The organism is Brevibacillus sp. MS2.2 (assembly GCF_013284345.1).
GTDB classification, from domain to species: Bacteria; Bacillota; Bacilli; order Brevibacillales; family Brevibacillaceae; genus Brevibacillus; species Brevibacillus brevis_C.
This window is the reverse complement of record NZ_JABSUZ010000053.1, coordinates 16,748-33,802: the sequence shown is the minus strand read 5'-3', so window position 1 is coordinate 33,802 and position 17,055 is coordinate 16,748. Positions and strand designations below refer to the sequence as shown.

General features: G+C 46.9%; 19 protein-coding genes. 6 read left to right on the top strand and 13 right to left on the bottom strand.

Annotated features, from left to right (window positions below; genetic code table 11):
• The 5 genes from HP568_RS27935 to HP568_RS27915 all read right to left on the bottom strand — a co-directional run.
• Positions 1–664: SDR family NAD(P)-dependent oxidoreductase (locus HP568_RS27935; RefSeq protein WP_173630816.1), on the bottom strand; the 664-nt coding region annotated here is incomplete at its 3' end.
• 59 nt (positions 665–723) lie between these two features.
• Entirely contained in the window at positions 724–1,296 is a 573-nt protein-coding gene (locus HP568_RS27930) for a TetR/AcrR family transcriptional regulator (RefSeq protein WP_173630815.1), read from the bottom strand.
• Positions 1,297–1,644: 348 nt separating this feature from the next.
• The gene (locus HP568_RS27925) at positions 1,645–2,490 is read right to left on the bottom strand and encodes a DUF2785 domain-containing protein (protein WP_173630814.1); all 846 of its coding nucleotides are present in this window, start codon (positions 2,488–2,490) and stop codon (positions 1,645–1,647) included.
• The gene (locus HP568_RS27920) at positions 2,487–3,215 is read right to left on the bottom strand and encodes an alpha/beta fold hydrolase (RefSeq protein ID WP_173630813.1); all 729 of its coding nucleotides are present in this window, start codon (positions 3,213–3,215) and stop codon (positions 2,487–2,489) included. Before HP568_RS27920 ends, HP568_RS27925 begins: the two co-directional genes overlap by 4 nt.
• Positions 3,196–4,374: a DUF4272 domain-containing protein gene (locus HP568_RS27915; protein ID WP_173630812.1), complete on the bottom strand. Its 1,179-nt coding sequence runs from the start codon at positions 4,372–4,374 to the stop codon at positions 3,196–3,198. Before HP568_RS27915 ends, HP568_RS27920 begins: the two co-directional genes overlap by 20 nt.
• Before the next feature lie 145 nt (positions 4,375–4,519).
• Between HP568_RS27915 and HP568_RS27910 the strand changes: the two genes are divergently transcribed.
• Positions 4,520–5,608 carry a suppressor of fused domain protein gene (locus HP568_RS27910; protein ID WP_173630811.1) on the top strand — a complete coding sequence of 363 codons (1,089 nt, stop codon included), beginning with the start codon at positions 4,520–4,522 and terminating at the stop codon, positions 5,606–5,608.
• 33 nt (positions 5,609–5,641) lie between these two features.
• Positions 5,642–6,178 (top strand): hypothetical protein, encoded by a 537-nt coding sequence (locus HP568_RS27905; protein WP_173630810.1) that lies wholly within the window; start codon positions 5,642–5,644, stop codon positions 6,176–6,178.
• Positions 6,179–6,300: 122 nt separating this feature from the next.
• On the opposite strand, the gene HP568_RS27900 is transcribed toward HP568_RS27905, so the two are convergent.
• From HP568_RS27900 to HP568_RS27870, 7 genes are all read right to left on the bottom strand, one after another.
• Complete coding sequence (locus tag HP568_RS27900; protein ID WP_048034873.1) at positions 6,301–6,591, bottom strand: hypothetical protein; 291 nt, start codon at positions 6,589–6,591, stop codon at positions 6,301–6,303.
• On the bottom strand, positions 6,588–6,890 hold the full coding sequence (locus HP568_RS27895; RefSeq protein ID WP_048034874.1) for a DUF2089 family protein: 303 nt from the start codon (positions 6,888–6,890) through the stop codon (positions 6,588–6,590). Before HP568_RS27895 ends, HP568_RS27900 begins: the two co-directional genes overlap by 4 nt.
• Before the next feature lie 131 nt (positions 6,891–7,021).
• Complete coding sequence (locus HP568_RS27890) at positions 7,022–7,498, bottom strand: DUF1579 family protein (RefSeq protein ID WP_053079632.1); 477 nt, start codon at positions 7,496–7,498, stop codon at positions 7,022–7,024.
• A gap of 139 nt (positions 7,499–7,637) precedes the next feature.
• A complete protein-coding gene (locus tag HP568_RS27885) occupies positions 7,638–9,326 on the bottom strand; it encodes a YcdB/YcdC domain-containing protein (RefSeq protein ID WP_173630809.1) in 1,689 nt (562 codons plus the stop codon).
• Positions 9,313–9,861: an RNA polymerase sigma factor gene (locus HP568_RS27880; RefSeq protein ID WP_173630808.1), complete on the bottom strand. Its 549-nt coding sequence runs from the start codon at positions 9,859–9,861 to the stop codon at positions 9,313–9,315. Before HP568_RS27880 ends, HP568_RS27885 begins: the two co-directional genes overlap by 14 nt.
• Before the next feature lie 76 nt (positions 9,862–9,937).
• A complete protein-coding gene (locus HP568_RS27875; RefSeq protein WP_173630807.1) occupies positions 9,938–11,461 on the bottom strand; it encodes a YcdB/YcdC domain-containing protein in 1,524 nt (507 codons plus the stop codon).
• A gap of 111 nt (positions 11,462–11,572) precedes the next feature.
• The gene (locus tag HP568_RS27870; RefSeq protein WP_048034876.1) at positions 11,573–11,953 is read right to left on the bottom strand and encodes a winged helix-turn-helix transcriptional regulator; all 381 of its coding nucleotides are present in this window, start codon (positions 11,951–11,953) and stop codon (positions 11,573–11,575) included.
• A gap of 148 nt (positions 11,954–12,101) precedes the next feature.
• Between HP568_RS27870 and HP568_RS27865 the strand changes: the two genes are divergently transcribed.
• The gene (locus HP568_RS27865) at positions 12,102–12,764 is read left to right on the top strand and encodes an NAD(P)H-dependent oxidoreductase (protein ID WP_173630806.1); all 663 of its coding nucleotides are present in this window, start codon (positions 12,102–12,104) and stop codon (positions 12,762–12,764) included.
• Positions 12,765–12,958: 194 nt separating this feature from the next.
• Positions 12,959–13,387: a hypothetical protein gene (locus tag HP568_RS27860; protein WP_173630805.1), complete on the top strand. Its 429-nt coding sequence runs from the start codon at positions 12,959–12,961 to the stop codon at positions 13,385–13,387.
• Positions 13,388–13,495: 108 nt separating this feature from the next.
• Here the strand turns inward: HP568_RS27860 and HP568_RS27855 are convergent, their stop codons facing one another.
• The gene (locus tag HP568_RS27855; protein ID WP_173630804.1) at positions 13,496–14,692 is read right to left on the bottom strand and encodes a hypothetical protein; all 1,197 of its coding nucleotides are present in this window, start codon (positions 14,690–14,692) and stop codon (positions 13,496–13,498) included.
• A gap of 176 nt (positions 14,693–14,868) precedes the next feature.
• On the opposite strand from HP568_RS27855, the gene HP568_RS27850 reads away from it, so the two are divergent.
• Together HP568_RS27850 and HP568_RS27845 are read left to right on the top strand one after the other, a co-directional pair.
• Complete coding sequence (locus tag HP568_RS27850) at positions 14,869–16,182, top strand: MBL fold metallo-hydrolase (protein ID WP_173630803.1); 1,314 nt, start codon at positions 14,869–14,871, stop codon at positions 16,180–16,182.
• Positions 16,183–16,383: 201 nt separating this feature from the next.
• On the top strand, positions 16,384–17,031 hold the full coding sequence (locus HP568_RS27845) for a hypothetical protein (RefSeq protein WP_173630802.1): 648 nt from the start codon (positions 16,384–16,386) through the stop codon (positions 17,029–17,031).
• The last annotated feature ends 24 nt before the right edge of the window (positions 17,032–17,055 follow it).

Below are 17,055 nucleotides of genomic sequence, written 5' to 3'. Positions count from 1 at the left end.
TACCACCGGGAAGAACAGGGATCTTACCACGCCGCATGGAGCTGATCACGAGCCCGAATCCATCTGTTTGTTCTGTGTTCCCGGTGCTTCGCGGGCCTATGATCGTACACGGATTTACCACGACCAGCGGCATTCCTTTTTGATACGCCTCTTGTCTGAGGTATAGATCTGCCAGAAACTTGTATTTCTCGTAGCCCCCTGCCTCTTGATAAAAATCGGTTGGCGCAAAAACATCTGTCGCCAGCTTTCCACTCTCATCGTCAAACGGACTCATGTAGCCAACGATATGAATCAGCTTTTGTAGACGCTGTTGTTTATGCAATTCGTTCGCTAGTGCTGCAAGGTGACTTGCTCCTTGTAAAATCAATTCCCTCGCCACCGTTTCATCCAGCGAAATATCCATCGGGGCACCTGCATGGATGATAATAGTTGCGCGCAATACCTGCTCGTAATCGCTCGCTGATAATCCCAAGCCCTCCTTTCGCAAATCACCCCGCACGGCCTTGCAATTGGACCTCTCTGTTGGTGTCATCTGCATCAGCAATTCATCCCACTTCTCGGGCGAACGAACCAGCGCCAGCACGGTATGACCAGCTCGTGCCAGTTGTTTTGTTACTTCCTTACCGATAAATCCAGTCGCACCGGTTATAAAAACGACAGCCATTGTTTCTGCCTCCTTTATATTTATAGTACTAGTCAGTACTAATTCACTTCAAAAAAATCCTACACTTGAATCAAGTGTAGAAGTGTCTGACCTGCGCCTACGAGTACCTGTGCATGACCCTGCGATTCAGCCATGAGCATCGCTCCTTCCACAATGGTCACGAGCAAGACTGCCGTTTGCTGAATCGAGATATTTTCCTTGAATTCTCCACGGGCGATTCCCTCCACGAGCAGCTTTTCCGCTAGGTTCTGCCATTCGATCAGGAACTCGTTGATTCGCGCTTTGACCTCTGGTATTTGTGCCGACAGCAAGGAAAGGATCGGACAGCCTCCTACACAGGAGCGGCCCTCCAGTTCTTCTGCGATGGTGGTAAAAATCAGACCTACCCGTGCGGAAACAGACAGGTCTGTCCGTTGCAAGATGGCTTCCAGTGCTCCTCTCAGGACGTTGATTCTGTAGCCGAGTACAGCTACGACGAGCTCCTCCTTGCTTTTGAAGTGGTAGTAAATGTTGGACTTGGAGACTTTGCTCTGTGCTACGACGTCATCCATGCTGGTATTCATGAGTCCTTTTTGCAAAAACAAATCGGATGCAGTGACGATGACATGGTCACGGTTTGAGGTTCGTTTCATGATTAGTACTATATAGTACTAACAGGTGATTGTCAATCAGTGGAGGAGAAGAAAAAGCGCAGTCCTCTTCGACTCTGACACGCCCGCAAGGGAGATTGACTGTTCGTCTCCACTTCAAAAAGGGGACCGTCGAGCCAAAGCCACCCTACGGGCGGAAGGTTCTCGAAGAAGAAGTGTTCGACAAGCGTGGTCCCCTTTTTGAAGTTCCGACTGGGTAGGCGTTGTCAAGGTCTGCGAGCCCTGCGCTTTTTCTTCTTGCCAGCTTTGTTGGTTCAATCGCTACCTTTTAAAACCTCGTATAAAAAAGAAAAGGTTGATGCCGTCTAATACGGTATCAACCTTCACCCATTAACTGATCGCAAACCTGTTACATTTCGTTAAGGCAGCAAGCATGGCAATCACCAGCTCATTTTCCCGGCTATCTCGTGCCCTTCTGAGATATAGGCAACGCAAAAAGTTTTTGCTGTTCACTCTAGCGATAACCTGAGTACGACTTTTCGGCAGTTCTGCACAGCTTGCGAGACCATTGATCCAGTCAGCGAGTTCCTGTTCTGAAAGCAAACCTTTGTCTATCATGGTATCTACGATGCTCGCAAGTCGTTCGTCCTCTTCGTCATTGAAAATGTGCTTTCCGTTATGGAGCACGCCCTGGATGGCTTGAAGAACGTCTCGCTGTACAGCTTCGTCGCTCTCTGGGCACTGCACCAGCTCTACGAATACGTCTGCACCGTGAGCTGTACTGTGAGCCCAGCCTCCCTCGGACAAATAGCCACGCAAGTCCTTCTCCTCTTTAAAATAGCGGAGCATGGCATTTTTGACGTGCTGGAAATCGGCAAGCTCCAAAAAGGGCTTCTGTCTGTGACGGCGCAAAATCAATGCAATCGGCAACGAAGAGAATGTCCTCGTAAATACAGATGGATCACCCTCGCTGCCGATCTGATAGAACAAATGCTTTTCGTCGGTCAGTTCTCGCAGGAGGCTGCGCAATTGCGCCTCCGTCAGCTTGTCCTCGTCGAGAATCCAATAATAAAATGCCGGGTAGATGAGATTATCCCGCAATTCCGGGTCAGGGTCCCCAATGTATTGTAGCAATAGTCCGACGAAATCCTCCAGTTGTTCCCCTTCACGAATCAGGTATTGTTCCTGCTCCAATCTTTGCAGGTCCAGTATAAGCTGGGTTCTTGTATCGCTCATGTGTTCATCCCCCTTAACATAATCAAAATTTCCTCCATCACCATTTCCGGTTCATCGTGGTGAATATAATGCCCGCTGCGAGTAGCCATTCTTTGTTTACTTGAGATTGAAAGCCGCATGAAATCAGCTTGCAGACGTTGTTCGATTGCTAGGATTTCCTCGTTCGGCCACTCCTCGGCCCACGCGTCCGGCAAGCCTCTCGTGATAATCGATACAGGGATGTCACTTTGCCGAAAAGAGTCAACGATCTCTTGATAGCTCCGTATCTTATCGATCTTCTCGCTGTTTCGCATCGGATTTTCGTAATATTCCCGATTGGCTGCGATCAGGTTGTCAGGCAAAACCTTTTCATAGGCGAGCTCCTTATATTCGGGAGCAGCGTCAACCAAAACCATCCCCGAAACAAGCTGCGGATATAGACTAGCAAACAGTCTAGCGACCAAACCACCAAAAGAATGTCCGACCAATACACATGGTGGTTCCACCTCAACCTCCTGTAGCAAATCGTATAGCTCCTCGGCCAAATCACGACAAGTCCGCGGGACGACCGCAGCGGCTGCACTCCTGCCGATCCCCGCCCGATCATAGGATAAGGTAGACGCTTCCTGCGAAATGCGGTCTTGAACGATCTTCCATGTCTCACTGCTATCGCCCATTCCTGCTAGGAAGATCACACAAGGTGCCCCACTTTTTCGTGAATACAGCCTATGTATCCGTCGAGACATGATCCCAATCAGCCTCCATGTAACGAACCAGCCAATTCAATGCTCTGTGTCTTTCAACGACTACTTCATCATTCAAACCGCCCGCAACCGTGCGATTGTTAATCCGTGCATCCACGCATGCCCAGTCATAGCGGTAGATTAGATCTGCTTGGTCGAGAATCTCCTGTTTGCTTCTCACAACCGCATTGCTGTAGAAGGTGCCATAGTCACCTGCGCTTCTGAGAGCGTCAATCGCGGTGTTAACATCACAAATGCCATCTGGGAAATGGAGCTCTTCCACATAGCCGAGTGCCCACAGCAGTACCCAGTAGCATTCGTACATCCAAACCATCTGAATCATATCGGTTCTGTCTGGCTGTGGATCATTCAAGAAGTCTCTCTCTTTTTCCGTAAAGAATTCAGCAGCGCCAAACTGCTCAATAATTCCCTCGATGAACTCCCGCTCTTCCTTGATTTGTCCGTTTTCAGCGATCCCTCCGGCATATACCGCAATCAAGCATAGGGCAATCGCTCGCTGAACCATCTCGTCCTTGCTCCTGATGACAGCATCCTCGTCCCCTACGATGACAGGAAGATGCGGGATGTACGGAATGCCCTGCTCCTGCAATAGCTTGATGCTCCGCTCCTTGCGCGCTTCTCCTGACTGGGAGGGCTGAATATGTCCATCGATCAGATCCACGCTGACGGTCACCAGAAAATCGTCCACTTCGGACTCTCCTGCCGTGTTGAGAATCAGCCTTCCTTGATTATCCAGCATGTCACCGGTAGGAAGAAAGACGATCCCGTGTACTTCTTCGGCAATCGCCATAATGGCCGCAAACGTCTTCTGGTCGAATTCCTTGCTCGCCACGATTCCTACCGCCACGTTGAGCGCTGTAATTTGGTACAACAGCTTTTGCTGAATTTTCTCGTGTACCGTTTCAACCTGTGCGAAGTAGCCGTACATCCCTTTTTTCATCTGGAGAAACGCTTCTTGGTCATCGTCCTCGCGCATAAGATTGAAGGTGATCTTGCTCTTGCTAAACCATTTTTTATCTGTCACGGTCACGGCCCGCTCGTCTGCGGATACCTCTACCAATTGATCACGAAAAGCCTCGACAATCGCAGCGACGACTTTCTCGCATTGTTGGATGGAGACATAGATGGTACATTGATTCATCTGGCAAACTCCTTTGCTGGGCAAACATTTTCAAAGTGCCGAATTTTGTGATCAATAGTCAATTATGGTATTCTTATCCTGTTTAATCAAGCACAAATCTTTATAGTTATCGGCGAATCTATCACGACGATTGAAGGTGAAACCTATGAAAAACATCCTAGTAGAGGAGTTCTCTCCCATTTGTCCGATTCAAGCTTTTGTCGAAGAGGATGAGAATGGCGTCTTTTTTTATTTGTGGGATTATCCCGGTGAGGAGCATGCCAGCATTCGCTCTTGTTGGGTAAGAAATTACGGACCTGCACCGGACTCGATCGATTTCGCTGCCATGCAGGATGGTCAAGCTCCCATGCTTCCACGCGATTGCTGCGCTCATCCAGATGGAGCGGACAGGCTGGACCCGGAGCAGCTCTCGATTGTCTGGCTGGAGGAAGGCGATGCAGCGGCGCTTTTGTACGAGGATGAGGTGCTGTGTGTGATTCCTGGCTGGGCTGGCCCTTCCCCGGACGGCTCGCACTATCCTTCGTATGCGCGAGATTGCACCGGAGAATCTGATTTATGCTTTCCGCTGGGAACACCAGAGTCGAACGCCATGTTTGCCCGTATCGAGGCTGCCCAGCATTTTTGGGCGAGCTGGGATGGCAACCCTTGGCCTGACATCCAGCAGCAGTTCATGGACGCGATTACCTCGACTCTCGGCCCAGTTAAACAGTATTACGGCATCGACGGCGGTCACTGGCCCCCGAAAGCATTAGTGACCATCGAAAAAGGAGACATTACCTATGCGATGACCCTCGGCGTATCCATTTTGCGTCAGCCAAAAGTCGAGCAGTATACAGAAGAGCCAGAGCAATTACGCCGATTCGAGCTGGCCTTTGCCTGCGAAACCAAATGGCTCGCCCAAAACGAGCAGCAATTGCTGGCCTACATCAGCGGCCAAACCTCTCTGCCGTGGTCATATATGACCTTCCTCGCACAAGGTCATACCATTCCGTGCCAGGAAATCAGTCAGATCAACAGCCGCTTCTCCTCCATGCTGCTTGCAAAACCTGAGGATGCACCGAGCCTTCCACTTCCGCTCATGGCAGGAGATCCTGTGAATTTGTTATGGATGATTCCGATTACTTCGGACGAACAGCAGTATGCGGAAATGCATGGTTTTGAGCAATTGATTCAACACTCTGCGGGCGATGGTACGGATTGGATTTTTAACGGGGAATCAAAATTTATGAAATAAATATGACTGGAGCAAAAAGCCGGGAGGTCGCCGATGAAAATTAGCTTCTTTCCAATCATGTTTATCCTTATTGCTTTCACAATGACAGCCTGTTCTAACGAGAAAACCTTACAAACGAATCAAACCGAGATAGATAGGCTACAAGCTGAAATCACTCAATTGAAAAACAAAAACAAAGAACTCGAAGCCTCTTTAGTTGAGGAAAAACAAAAAAATGATATGAATACTAAAATCTACGAAATACGAGATATCGTTGATCTACAGGCAAGAGAGATTTTTCGAGCTATGATGAGGGATGATGCTGAAAAGGTTAAACAGTATATTTCCAAGCAAGCTGGTGTGGACGGAAAGAATTTTGTTTATAAAGTGGAGAATGAAATCATAACCATGCCATTTGTTATGGAGGGAAGCACTTTTCGTCAGAGGTCTTTCGGTATATATAAAGATGGGCGATTTATTACAAATTATGAAGTATGGTTAAACGATGAGACTTACTCAGGAACACTAGAATTAGGCTTCATAGAGGAAAATAACGTATGGAAACTAAGTAGTATGCAAGGCGATAGATAAAACATAAAAGCCCTCAAAAACGAGGGCGTCAGCTTGAATATTCTTTCATAAAGTGATTCCTAAACCTTCCTTGCCTGCAGTCGACGGTCCTCCTCTTCTGCAGGCTTTATACCTTAGACCCACTACAGGTCAAGCAGCTCCATTCGCTCCATCTCTTTCTTCCTCTTTGCCTTCATCGCTCTTCTGCCTTCCGACCAAGCCAATGATAGAATCGCGATCCCACCAATTGCTACCAAGATCAATGTCAATTCACTGCCTTCTTTAAATAAACCAGTAACATAACCGTAGATCAGGTACGCAAAAAAGAAGCCCGGGAAAATAGCCCCCCAATAAGCGTGATTCAGTCTTCCGAGTAAATTTTGCATCCCCACAATACCGAGCCCAACCAAAAATGGAATCATCCCTGTACTCATCTGTTTTCATCTCTTTCTTGTTTGTATTTTTCAATAATGAGCTTGGCTACCTCCAGACTCATCCGTTCGTCAATGACCAGGTTTTTGATCATTTGCACGAACTCTACTTCCGCTTCCTTGCTATGTAATTCAATCTTTTTAATGATTCGGTCGAGCTTGGCCCTCACTGTTGGGTACGATACACCGTACTCATCAGCCATCCCCTTGAGAGAACCCGAACTGATAATAAACTTCCTGATAAATTCGAGCGTCTCCTTGTCCAGAGCTAACACCCAAGATGGAATTTCGTCGCGTTCCATGAATCGCCCCGCCTCCTAACTTTAATTATTTTAAGATAGACTTAAATTTTATTCAAGTATTCTTTAATAAAATGAAAATCAACCATAAAAAAGGAGCATCCTCACCTGATGCTCCTGATCGTGTCCCCATTTTACTCAGCCTTCGTTAATCGAATATCCATCCAATGTGCCCAACGCTCATCATTGCCCAGCAATTCCCAAGTACCAATGAGCGCGTTGCCATCAACACTAAACGTACCGCTAAAACGCTCGGTTGTCCCTGTGATCGTCCAATCTCTGCCCAATAAATTCGCATGGTAGGAAGCCACGCTTCCGTAATTGTCATAAGCGTGCGTGAAGTACATTCGACTAGTCGCATCATAGCCGATGATCTCAATGGTCTTGACTTCTTTATCCCCCATCATGCCATCTACATGGTGAATCAGAAAATATCCCCCAGGCAGCCATTCGTAGGTATCGGTTGCTTTCAACTTCGCGGCTGGCCCAGCAGGACTTTCCATAATCAGTCCCTCTGTCACCCATTTCCCCACAAAAATGTTCAGACGTGTAAGAGCTGGATCAGGCTCGGGTGCCTCTTGAGAAATAGGATTGACATGTTCATTCATCATTCGGAATACCTCCTTATCGGGCAGTAATTACTGTTAATTCTAGGACTTTCATGGATGATATGCTTCTTATGGATTGCTATTTCACTTCCCCCGAGCCAATAAAAACCCCGCTCCTCATGATGAACGGGATCACCTATTTTTATTTGAACTCCTTTCCTGTTACTGCATCCAGCCTAAAGCCAGAAATCGTGTCTATCGTAAAAACCAGAAGTGGCTTTTGTTGCAGCTTCCCACCTACTACCGGAAGTACATACCCCAATTCATCCGGATGGCTCTGCAAAAATCGCTTGGCTGCTTCTTCCCTCGATATGACTGAGTCCAATTCCGGGAAAGATTCAGTCGGACTCGTAAAATAGTCCATGAAATTGACAATCTCCCCCGTTTGCCCATCCACATTGACGAGGTAATGCTGGTCAGCAACGATCACGCTATTATGAAGAACGTAAAAGGTGAAGCTGTACGCCGTCGCGGAAGGCATCGACATCTGGGTCTCATCAATCTTCAGTTCCTTCACACTGCTGTCCAGATAAGGCTGCAAAAACTGAACGGCTTTTTCCTTGGCCTCCTCATAGCTAAGCTGGGCATCTACTGGATTGTTCTGATGCTGTGTGGAGCTGGCCATCTCTTTACTGCGGCGCACCTGAAAGCCTGTAATTCCCCCGTTGTTTGAGTAGACATTGACTCTGCCTAGCCCTTCCTTGGCCTTGTAGGTCGTCATCTGTTCGCCCTTCATCGTCTTATTGCCACCAGTGAGGATAAATCCGTCCAGATTCACCTGAAACTGTTCCGCCACAGCCTTCGCTACTTCTTCCTCCGTTTGCACAGTGACCTTCTTGCCTCCAGGCGTCACCGAGATTGGTTCGGAGTATCGGCTTTTATGTGACGCTTCCCCCCATACCTCTTCTCCTGTCACCGCATTCACATATCCAGTCGTCTGAAGGGAAAACATCAGCGATGGCTTCCCAGTATGTCTTGAACTCGCAAAATAGGCAAGCTCCATGAGCGACGCCACTTTCTCTGATAGCTCTTCTTTGGACAATACAGCATTCGGTTCGGCAAACGACTCCGACGATATTTGCAGTGGTGCAGCTTCGAACGTATTGACATATGTGACAATAGTACTGTTGACGCCAACGACGTATCGGTCCGAGAATACGGGTAGCCCATTTGCATAGCGTGTATAGGTCACAGCATCCCAATCATCGCCGCTGGTCTGACTCGCTTGGTACTGCTTGAATTCGTCTCCCAGCAGCGCTTGTAAAAAGGCAGCAGATACTTGCTTCGCTTGTTGTTCTGTAGGCGAAGGGGCCCCTTCATTCATCGCTTTCTCATTTTCGTAGCGGTTAATTTTCCCCGTAACTGCTCCCATCTCCACAGATGCGTACCGCTGCTCCGTTCCTTGCTCCTTTTGATAGAAGACAATCTCATAGATCCCTTCTTCTTTTCCGATGACTTTGGTTTCCATCGTCTTTAGTTCTGGAACGAGATTGAACAGCTTTTCCAAGGTTTGCTTCGCGGCAGGGGATACTTCCACTAGCTTTAGCTGCTGACCCTTCAATACGAGCGGAACTTCTGGCTGTGTCGTCATGATGGATTCTGGATTGGTAATCAGCCGGGTAAAAATCGGCGCCAGCAAAAAGACTGCGAGCAGCACCGCTGCGGATAATCCCAATCGAATTGTCGTGCGTCGCGTTTTGCTTCTGCTTCGATACTGTTGATCGACCTCGACCAGCTTTCTTTCCAATGTGTGCAAAAACTTGCTGCGGGGGACTGCATCCGGTCTGTTCCGAAATTCCTGTAACACTTCTTCATCGCTAGGAAATTTCATGCATACCATCCCCCTTTTCATAAATGTGTAACGCCGTTTTTTTTACCATCTTCATCGCGCGGTGAAAGTCTACCTTGACCTTCGCCTCTGTGCAGCCGAGAATTTCCGCTGTTTCCTTCACCGTATACTCTCTGATTCCCCGCAATACAATGACGTTTCGATACTTGGGCTTCAGTTGCAGCAGCGCTTTTTCAAAATGAGTACGTTCCTCTTTATCCTGTAACTCTTTTTCCGGCAACCCCTCTGAGCTGGGCAAAAGCTTTAGCAAGGTCCCGGCAAAAATCGTTTGCAGCCGTTTCTTTCTGTATTCATCGATGGCGACATGCTTGGCAATATGCAAAATCCAAGTGCGCATACTCGAGCGCTCCTCAAATCTGTGCAAGGATTTAATGACGCGTACAAACACTTCTTGGGTCAAATCCTCTGCGGCTTCCCGACTTCCGATAAAATGATAGAGATACTGATAGACTTCTTTGGAATACATCCTGTATACCCCTGATATGTCTTGCTGACCTCGATCTTCTCGAGCATCCAAGGCTTCTTCCTCCTCTTCTCTCGACAGGACATGATGGAATCCCGCTTCTCATAATGGGTAGCGAGATCGAATACGATTATTTGAATGACTTTCCTGTTACCGCATCAAGCAAGAAGTAAGAAACCGTGTCGATAGAATAAACCAGACTTGGCTTTGCTTGCACCTTCTCGTTCTGAACAGGGAACATATACCCCAGTACAGCAGGACGTTCTTTCAAAAACTGTTTGGCGGCTGCTTCTTTGGAAATGGCGGTCTTTTTGTCCGGGAAAGGAGCAGTAGGCTTTGTAAAGTAGTCCATGAAATTCACGATTTCCCCGGTCTGTCCGTCTACGTTGACTAGGTATTGCTGGTCTGTCACGACCACACCGTCATGTAAGGCGTAGAAGCTGAAGCTGTATGCCGTTGCAGAAGGCATCATGATCTTGGTCTGATCAATCTTCAACTCTTTCACACTAGCGTCGAGATACGGCTGTAAAAACTGAACCGCTTTTTCCTTTGCCTGCTCGTACGAAAGCTGGGCATTTGCCGGTTTGTTGCCATGTTGTATGGCATTGGCCATCTCGACTTTTCCACGGACTTGGAAGCCGGTCACTTCGTTGCTGTTCGTATAGACCGTGATACTGCCGTCTCTTCCCTTGGACCTGTAAATCGTTTCCCCTTCCCCTTTCATTTCCGCTGGGGTAAGCGTATCCGTCTCTAACGTGATTCCATCCATCTTGATTTGAAATTCTTCTGTCAGCACTCTCATAGTTTCATCCGCATTGCTGGCTGTGAGCTTTTTACCGCCTGGCTTGACCGCAATGACATCCGAGTAACGACTTTTAAGGGAAGAGGCACTCTCGATTTCTTCTCCTGTCACAGCATCCACGTATCCGGTCGACTCCAGCGAGTATTTCAAAGCTGGCTTTCCTGTCTCCTTTTTATGCGCGGAATAAGTGAGCTCCATGAGCGAAGCAACTTTCCCCGTCACTTCTCCTTTGGACATTACCTTTCCAGGCTTGGCAAACAAAGAAGAGGCTGCTCGGAGCGTGGCGCCTTCAAACGTGTTCACGTACATGACACTCGCACTGTTGACTCCAACGACATAACGATCGGTGAATACAGGTACACCATGCTCGTGGCGCGTGTATGTGACAGCATCCCATTCACCCTTGGTTGTCTGGGTGGCTTTGTACTTTTTGAAATCGTCTCCCAAGAGCTTTTGCAAAAATGCCGCAGATTTTTGTTTGGCAACCGCTTCCGATGGCTGATTGTTTTGCTTCTGCATTTCCTGTTCGTTTTCGTAGATCTGCAAAGCACCTGTCGTTGCATCTAGGCCCACCATGGCATACAGCTCCATCTTGCCTGAGGCGATTCCTTTGTCAAAGCGCAGCTCGTACACACCGTTTTTCGGTCCGTAAATCTTTTTGTCCATGCTTTTTAATTCAGGCTGGATGGCGTAGAGCGTCTGGAGTGTTTTTTCTGCTGCTGGTGAGAGCTGCACCTGTCCTTGATTGGTCGTAGCTTGTACGGTCATCGTCGAGTGTTGCAGCCATAGCGGAGTTGTCGCCAACAGGCTTGCCATTAGTAACGTGCTTGCCAATTTCTTTGTATGTTTCACAGTTGTTCCCTCCCAAGGAATTTTGTGTTTGTTTTTTGTCCTATGTAATAGTCGGAAAAACTTCAGGGAGGTTACAAAAAAAGAAAAAACCACCCTTTCAGGTGGCGGTTTTCATGACCCGTGAGCAGTAGATAGCGACTCTTCTGGTACCTCTGTTTGAAAATGTGCTCCCCATTCTCGCAAATACTCAATGACAGGTCCCAAGCCTTGCCCTAGCTCGGTCAATTCGTACTCTACTTTTGGCGGAACGACCGGATACACTTCACGCTTTACGATTCCTGCTTCCTCCAACTCTCGCAATTGTTCTGCCAGCATTTTATGATTCACACCGATTATATTTTTCTTTAATTCTCCGTACCTTTTTTTCCCTTTGAACAGCTGACAAATGATTGATACCTTCCATCGTCCCGCAAAAACTGAGACGGCAAGCTCGATCGGGCAAGGATATTCCTTGCCATTTAACAGGTACCTCATCGCTGGTTTCTTCTTCATCCCACTCACTTCCCTTTTCGTAAGTATTAACCGAAAAAGTGCGTACTTACTTTTCTTTAGTGTATTCGGTATGCTCAGTTTTGTAAAACATAAAACACCCATTTTCTATCAACGGTTTCATAAACTTATTCGAAAGTAGGATGACATCATGCGTAAAGATCAAATCATTGAAGCTTATCAATTCAGACATGCTTGCAAAGAGTTTGATGCGGATAAAAAAATTACGAAGGAAGACTTTGACTTTATTATGGAGACTGCTCGCCTGTCGCCCAGCTCCTTTGGTTTTGAGCCATGGAACTTCCTCGTGCTGCAAGATCCGACTCTTAGAGAAAAGCTGTTACCAGTCACATGGGGTGCGCAAAAACAACTGCCGACATCAAGTCATTTCGTCATCGTACTGGCGCGGACCAAACAAGAAATGGCCGCTGATTCCGAATATATCCAGCATATGATGAAAGACACGCAGGAGTTGCCAGAAAACGTCGTACAACAAAAAGGCGCTGCCTACGATCACTTCCTGAAAAACGATTTCGCTCTGTTTGATGACGAACGAGTCATGTTCGAATGGGCATCCAGACAGACCTACATCGCACTTGGCAATATGATGACGTCTGCTGCGATGATCGGCATTGATTCCTGCCCCATTGAAGGCTTTGCAAAAGAAAAGGTCGAGGATATCCTAGCAGCGGAGGGCCTCCTCGACAGAGAGCGCTTCGGCGTCGCTTGCATGGTCGCATTTGGCTACCGGAAAAATGAGCCCCGTGCGAAAACGAGACAAGCGAAGGAAGAGGTTATTCGTTATATCGGGTAAAACCAATGATTAGCTTCACGTAAAAAGCATTCGTATTCCGAATGCTTTTTTGTCGTTTTATATAAATTTCAGTCAGTCTTCCTTAATCAATAAATGTGAAAAATTAGTGAACAAAACTAGCATATATTTACAATTATCCAAATAATTGATATGTTGTATTTGTCCCAAATTTTACATTTTCAGGAGGAATTTACATGAAGAAGTTTGCTACTACTGGTCTACTTGCCCTAACACTCGTACTAAGTACATCTGCATCTGCATTTGCTGCCGTTTACCATGATAATGAGCCAAACAATAACAGGGCCTCTGCAAATATTTTTCATGTAGCTGATGGAAACCAAATTAACGGTAAACTGGATAGAAATAACGGAGACCAACAAGATTACTACAAGTTTACTCCTACCGTAAATCAAAAAGTCCGTTTTCAACTCGCCTACTCCAAAGCTCCTAAGCAAGAATTCAGACTAATATTGGGTTCAAACGAGACTACTTTAACGAACGATTATTTCGATGTAGATTTGGTTGCTGGAAGAGAATACATTTTTAAAGTTGAAGGACACTCTTACAATTACGATTACAATAACTTCAATTATTCTGTATATACTTATGTGTTACCAAACTAATAAACATGACAAAGTCGCCAGCACTGGCGACTTTGTCTCTTTTCTTTCCTGTAAAATAACAGCCATCGCCAAAACTGCAAGCGATAGCTGCTAGGTTAATACTACGCCTTATTCCATATACTGAAAGCCTACGATACGACCGGCTTCATCCACGGATATCGTGATCCCCTTGCCATTGGCTGGGCGAAACGTCACATCTGCTGTCACAAAGCCATAATCATAGTCTTCAAAAGTGGCACCGCCACCGCCCTGCTCGACTTTTGCCTCTACTTTATACTGGCTTGCTTGATCGCCCACCAGCTGTTTCAGGAAAGCGGCTGCTTTCTCTTTTGCCACCTTCTCGGGAGGGAGCTTTTTTGACACCCAATCTGGATTTTGGATCATTACTTTGCTCAATTCGTTTGTACGGGTATCCATGATAACGAAAGCTTCTGCACGAGGGGTCGGACTGTAGACCCGTTTTTGTGCTTCAAACATTTTCAGGAGCTGCCAGTTCCCTTCGACGCCGTAATCATCATAATCGGAAAACTGTGCAGTGTCCGGGAAGAACTTCGTCACCTCGGCTACTACCTTTTCCACTTCAGGGGAAAACTTGCTCTGCTCCACACCCGCTGGAATGCTCACCTCGAATGTTTTTTCATCAAAAACGGGTTGGAAATCCACCTTGTCTACGGTGTACGAAAATGCTTGTGCTTGATTGTGGCTGAAGGTGCGCTTGAGCAACAGCCCTGTCTCTTTGTCGATCCACAGGTCATCTTGGTAATGGTGGAGCTTGCCATCGATTTTCGCCTCTTCTTTTTTGACGACGTGATACACGACTCGATTCAACAGTTGTGCTTCCTTCACGGTAATCGCCACCTTCGAATCTGGCAACGCCACTTTCAAGCGCTGTAGCTCTCGCTTCGTCTTGTTGATTTCATTATCGTATGTGCCAATCATTGCGGAGTGGACAAATCCTCTGCCGCCTTCTTGATACGCCGCCACCTGTCCTGCCTTCCCTATGGCATGCTGAACCCTTTTCCCGTCTGAGATTTCCTCTCTCCATTCTCCTTTGATCGTGTTATCCCATGTTTTTGCCTTTTGGGTCTGGGTGCCCTGCTTCGCTTTCGCTGTGTGCGTCGATTCGATGTACATGGAAACGGGTTGTTTTTTGTCCATTTCTTTAACGAGCTGATCAAAAGTGATCGCTTGCGCTTTATTTGCAGCGACTGCCATGTTGGTTTGTGCTTGTGCGATCCCGAATGGGGATACCGCTGAGAGAAGGAGTGCTGCCATGCTCACGGTAACAAGTGCTTGCTTTTTCATGTCGGTTCATCCTTTCGACTCGTTGATTGCTGTTCACTTGTTACGATCCTCGTCATGCACAGCTTGTGACACAAATCCCTAAAAAAATATATTTTTCAAATTCCTGTCACGTTTTTCTCCCCGGCAGGATCATCCCTTTTAGCAAATCGCTAGTAAACATAGGGAGAACAACTCACATGAAATTTCAAATGGTCAACCATGCTTCGTTTCTATGGGAACACGATTCCATCAAATTAATGACCGATCCTTGGCTTACGGGAACTGCCTTTGATAACGGCTGGGGCTTGTTAGCCAAGACCCGCTTCACTTCTGAGGATTTTGCCGAGATTACGCATATATGGTTTTCTCATGAGCACCCCGATCATTTTCATCCACAGAGTCTGCGAACCATACCCGAGGAGTATCGCAAGCGAATCACGATCCTCTACCAGCAATCAGCCGATCAAAAAGTGGTCGAATGGTGCCGCGCCTTTGGCTTTCAGCAAGTCATTGAGCTTTCCCCGGACAAATGGTACTCCTTGTCCGCCGATGTCTCTGTCTTGTGTCGGCCGTTTCCAGTCGGTGATTCGTGGCTGTGTATCAAGACAGCCGACATGACGATCCTGAACCTGAACGATTGCGAGGTCAGCACCACACAGGAAGCCAAGGATATCCTAAATCGCGTCGGTGACATCGATCTATTATGGACGCAATTCTCGTATGCAGGCTGGGCGGGGAACAAGGAAGACTTCCTACTCCGCAAAAAACGAGCCATGGAAAAGCTAGCCCGAGTGAGAAAACAGGTGGAAGCCCTTCAACCGCTCTACGTGATTCCCTTCGCCAGCTTCGCCTGGTTTTGTCACGACGAAAACTATTACATGAATGATGCAATCAATAAAGTAGACAATGTATACCGTCTCCTGCAAGAATCGGATGCCGAACCAATTATTTTGTATCCCGGCGATACGTGGACGCCACATGAAGCTCATGATCCCGAGAAGGCGCTCGCCCTCTACGCACGAGACTATGAGAAGATGGCTTCCTCTCCTACGCTTCTTCCTTCGGTCAAAATCGAACCGGACAAGCTCTTTGAGGCTGGCTTTGACTTCAAGGAACAGATTCGCAAAAATAATCATTCGCTGTTTCTCTCTATCGTTAGGCCCGTCACCTTTTATTTGTCAGACTATCAAAAGGCATTCCGCTTTTCTCTGTCAGATGGGTTGATCGAATCTCCATGCGATCCACTCGATTGTGATGTAGAGCTGTCATCTGAGGCCCTGCATTATTGCTTCACCCATTTGTGGGGATGGAGTACGCTGCGCATCAATGGCAGACTGCAAGCTCCGAAAGGTCGAAATGCTCGTTTCAAGCGCTTTGTCATGCTCGGGCATGTTGCACAACTGAACAATTTCGGTATTTTTATGGGATGGAACCGAGCATTTGTCCGTTTTGCGATAAATTATTTGGGAGAGAAGATTCGCAACCGCTATATTACGACAAACAATATCTGAAAATAGGTAAATACACCCATTTTTTCATAGTTTTATTGGGTGTATTTTGTCCTAGTTCCCTTGTGTATGTAAGAGAGAGTCGTTTTTATTAGAATATTCGCAATTAACCTCTTATATTTCCAGTATTATACACCCCATGATAGAATCGGAAAGGAAATTCCGCAGTTTTCCAATTATGTATAAAAAGGTGGATCTATTCAGATGAAAAAACTAGTATCCGTAGCTTTGCTCCTCTCCATGTTGGCTGTCAGTGCTTGTTCGAACAAACCAGCTGATACAAAGCCAGCTGAGCAAAATGCAGCACAAACCACAGAAGGTGCTAAACCAACTGAAGCTCCAAAAACAGATGCTGCTACACCAGCGCCAACCGCAGCAACAAGCGACAAGCTGGAAGCGAAAAAGGTTCTGAACGACAAAGTGGAAATCTTGATTCCAAAAGGCTTTACTGTCATGTCCGAAGAGATGGCAAAAGCAAAATACCCGATGGAAAATCGTCCTTCCTTGATTTATACCGATGAAAAAGGTTCCATTAACATTGCGTTTAGTCATACAGAAACACCTATTCAGGACAGCCTTCTCAAAGACATGAAGGACCCGATGAAACAAGCGTTCTCCAACATGTACCAAGATGCAACCTGGTATCGCGATGAAGTAATCCAAATCAACGGGAAAAACGTTGGTGTGTTCGAATTGCTGACTCCTGCTGCTGATACGAAAATTTACAACCTCATTTTCTTTACAGAGCTGGACGGCAAAATGCTGATGACTACTTTCAATTGCACCGAGGCACAAATGGAAGAGTGGAAGCCGCTCGCGCAAGAAATTTTGATGTCTTATAAGGTGCAATAAGGAAACAACGATTTCCCCTCATAA

What these genes read in the sequence shown, in the direction of transcription:
- HP568_RS27930 (WP_173630815.1), bottom strand. Translation starts at nt 1,296, where the DNA reads ATGAAACGAACCTCAAACCGTGACCATGTCATCGTCACTGCATCCGAT.
- HP568_RS27925 (WP_173630814.1), bottom strand. Translation starts at nt 2,490, where the DNA reads ATGAGCGATACAAGAACCCAGCTTATACTGGACCTGCAAAGATTGGAG.
- HP568_RS27920 (WP_173630813.1), bottom strand. Translation starts at nt 3,215, where the DNA reads ATGTCTCGACGGATACATAGGCTGTATTCACGAAAAAGTGGGGCACCT.
- HP568_RS27915 (WP_173630812.1), bottom strand. Translation starts at nt 4,374, where the DNA reads ATGAATCAATGTACCATCTATGTCTCCATCCAACAATGCGAGAAAGTC.
- HP568_RS27910 (WP_173630811.1), top strand. Translation starts at nt 4,520, where the DNA reads ATGAAAAACATCCTAGTAGAGGAGTTCTCTCCCATTTGTCCGATTCAA.
- HP568_RS27905 (WP_173630810.1), top strand. Translation starts at nt 5,642, where the DNA reads ATGAAAATTAGCTTCTTTCCAATCATGTTTATCCTTATTGCTTTCACA.
- HP568_RS27900 (WP_048034873.1), bottom strand. Translation starts at nt 6,591, where the DNA reads ATGAGTACAGGGATGATTCCATTTTTGGTTGGGCTCGGTATTGTGGGG.
- HP568_RS27895 (WP_048034874.1), bottom strand. Translation starts at nt 6,890, where the DNA reads ATGGAACGCGACGAAATTCCATCTTGGGTGTTAGCTCTGGACAAGGAG.
- HP568_RS27890 (WP_053079632.1), bottom strand. Translation starts at nt 7,498, where the DNA reads ATGATGAATGAACATGTCAATCCTATTTCTCAAGAGGCACCCGAGCCT.
- HP568_RS27885 (WP_173630809.1), bottom strand. Translation starts at nt 9,326, where the DNA reads ATGAAATTTCCTAGCGATGAAGAAGTGTTACAGGAATTTCGGAACAGA.
- HP568_RS27870 (WP_048034876.1), bottom strand. Translation starts at nt 11,953, where the DNA reads ATGAAGAAGAAACCAGCGATGAGGTACCTGTTAAATGGCAAGGAATAT.
- HP568_RS27865 (WP_173630806.1), top strand. Translation starts at nt 12,102, where the DNA reads ATGCGTAAAGATCAAATCATTGAAGCTTATCAATTCAGACATGCTTGC.
- HP568_RS27860 (WP_173630805.1), top strand. Translation starts at nt 12,959, where the DNA reads ATGAAGAAGTTTGCTACTACTGGTCTACTTGCCCTAACACTCGTACTA.
- HP568_RS27855 (WP_173630804.1), bottom strand. Translation starts at nt 14,692, where the DNA reads ATGAAAAAGCAAGCACTTGTTACCGTGAGCATGGCAGCACTCCTTCTC.
- HP568_RS27850 (WP_173630803.1), top strand. Translation starts at nt 14,869, where the DNA reads ATGAAATTTCAAATGGTCAACCATGCTTCGTTTCTATGGGAACACGAT.
- HP568_RS27845 (WP_173630802.1), top strand. Translation starts at nt 16,384, where the DNA reads ATGAAAAAACTAGTATCCGTAGCTTTGCTCCTCTCCATGTTGGCTGTC.